Here is a 1,645-nt window from a genome sequence, read left to right on the forward strand (position 1 = left end):
CACCGTTCTCGCGGCTGGCGAACAGGCTGCAGACCACGCAGGTCAGCACCAGGCCACCCGGCGCCGAAGGCCAGGCGGTGGCCAGCCAGAAGCCGCTCATTACCAGAAAGGCCAGCGCACTGCGTGAGCCGAACAGCAAGGCCAGCGACCAGTCGCGGTGCGCAGCCAGGCCTTGGGACACATCCTTGGGCGCCCTGCCCGCCTCTACATCCTCAAGCGCCTGGCTGGCAGCCATCGCGTAATCCAGTAGCAGCGCCATTCGCGCAAGGCAGAAGTGCTCCGCTGGGCTGATCTGCTCATCGTGGGCGGCATCCCAGATGCGCTGGCGCAGCACCAACAGGCCCGGCTGGTCGGGCTTGCCCAGCAGTGCGCGCACCTCCTCCAGCCAGGGCGCCAGGCGTTGGGCCTCGCGCTCATCCAGTTGCCGCCACTGTCGGCGCACCGACCGGGAAATGCGCAGCAGCACCATCAGTTTCTGGCTCAGGCCGCGAATGGCACGAGCACGCTGGCGCCCGCGGTTGCCTTCGAACCAGGCGTGTTCGCGCTGGCTGTCGATGGCAACGATACGCCCCAGGCTCTCCAGCAAGCCTTTGCGCGCCTCGTCTTCACCGCCCAGCATGGCACTGGCGGCCTGCAGGCCGTTCTGCCAGGCCTGGCGGGCCTGCCCGCCCAGTTGCTGCTCTACCCGCATGGGCCAGAGCAAGGCACTGCTGACGGTGGCACAGAAGATACCCAGGCAGATCTCGGTGCAGCGCGCCACGGCCTGGTCGAACACCTGCAATGGGTGGTCGATGGCCGGCAGGGCGATGATCGCCGCGGTGTAGCCTGCCAGCACGAAGGCATAGGCCCAGGCGCTGCGCAGCTGAGTGGAGGCTGCGGTGCACAGGGCCAGCCACAGAGCCAAGGTGAGCAGGAACAGGCCGGGGGTCTGGGCGAACAGGCCGATGAACAGCACCGACACAATCGTGCCGACAAGAGTGCCCGCCAGCCGCGCCAAGCCCTTTTGCACCACCATGCCCGATAAAGGCTGGGCGACGATGAAAGCGGTCATCAATGCCCAGGACGGTTGCTCCAGGCCCCAGCGCATCGCCAGCCACAGCGCCAGGCCGCCACCGAGCAGGGTCTTGATGGCGAACTTGAGTGCGAGGCTGCTGGGGGCGAACAGGGCCTGGAGAGTGATGGGCACGAGGCGGACCTTGCGGGGATGGTCTTGTAGAAAGATAGACAATGATGGGAAGGATAAGGCGGAAAGGATTAATTAGCTAGCTAATCATCTTTACTGAGAGGTCGATTTCACCTGTACCGGCCTCTTCGCGGGTAAACCCGCTCCCACAAAGGACCTCGTCGGATTCGGACTATGAGCGGTCCCTGTGGGAGCGGGTTTACCCGCGAAAAGGCCGGCACAGGCAACACAAAAATTGCAGGCAAAAAAATGGGCGACCGAAGTCGCCCTAAATGCCTTGCGTGCTCGTGTACCCGGAAGGTCAGCGCGGCTTGCGCTTGTTCGAGTCCTTCCAGATGAAAATGCCCAGACCGGCAAAGAAGACGACCATCAACCCGACCGTTACCACTCCGGCGATAACCACGTTGTCGAAGAACATGCTGGCCTCCCCATTCGTTTGCCGTTGTCCGATGGGTGCAAGTT

The 1,645-nt window shown here is 63.9% G+C and carries 2 protein-coding genes; both read right to left on the reverse strand.

All coding sequences use genetic code 11. The annotated features are described in order from the left end of the window. A partial coding sequence (locus tag JV551A3_RS26895) for an FUSC family protein (RefSeq protein ID WP_133979241.1) occupies positions 1-1,186 on the reverse strand: 1,186 nt, incomplete at its 3' end. Positions 1,187-1,484: 298 nt separating this feature from the next. After that, a complete protein-coding gene (ccoM, locus tag JV551A3_RS31280) occupies positions 1,485-1,601 on the reverse strand; it encodes a cytochrome c oxidase subunit CcoM (protein WP_025340347.1) in 117 nt (38 codons plus the stop codon). Positions 1,602-1,645 lie beyond the last annotated feature (44 nt).

The organism is Pseudomonas inefficax (assembly GCF_900277125.1).
Lineage (GTDB): Bacteria > Pseudomonadota > Gammaproteobacteria > Pseudomonadales > Pseudomonadaceae > Aquipseudomonas > Aquipseudomonas inefficax.

Bases quoted from the DNA above. Each gene is read 5' to 3' on its own strand.
- ccoM (WP_025340347.1), bottom strand. From the start codon at position 1,601: ATGTTCTTCGACAACGTGGTTATCGCCGGAGTGGTAACGGTCGGGTTG.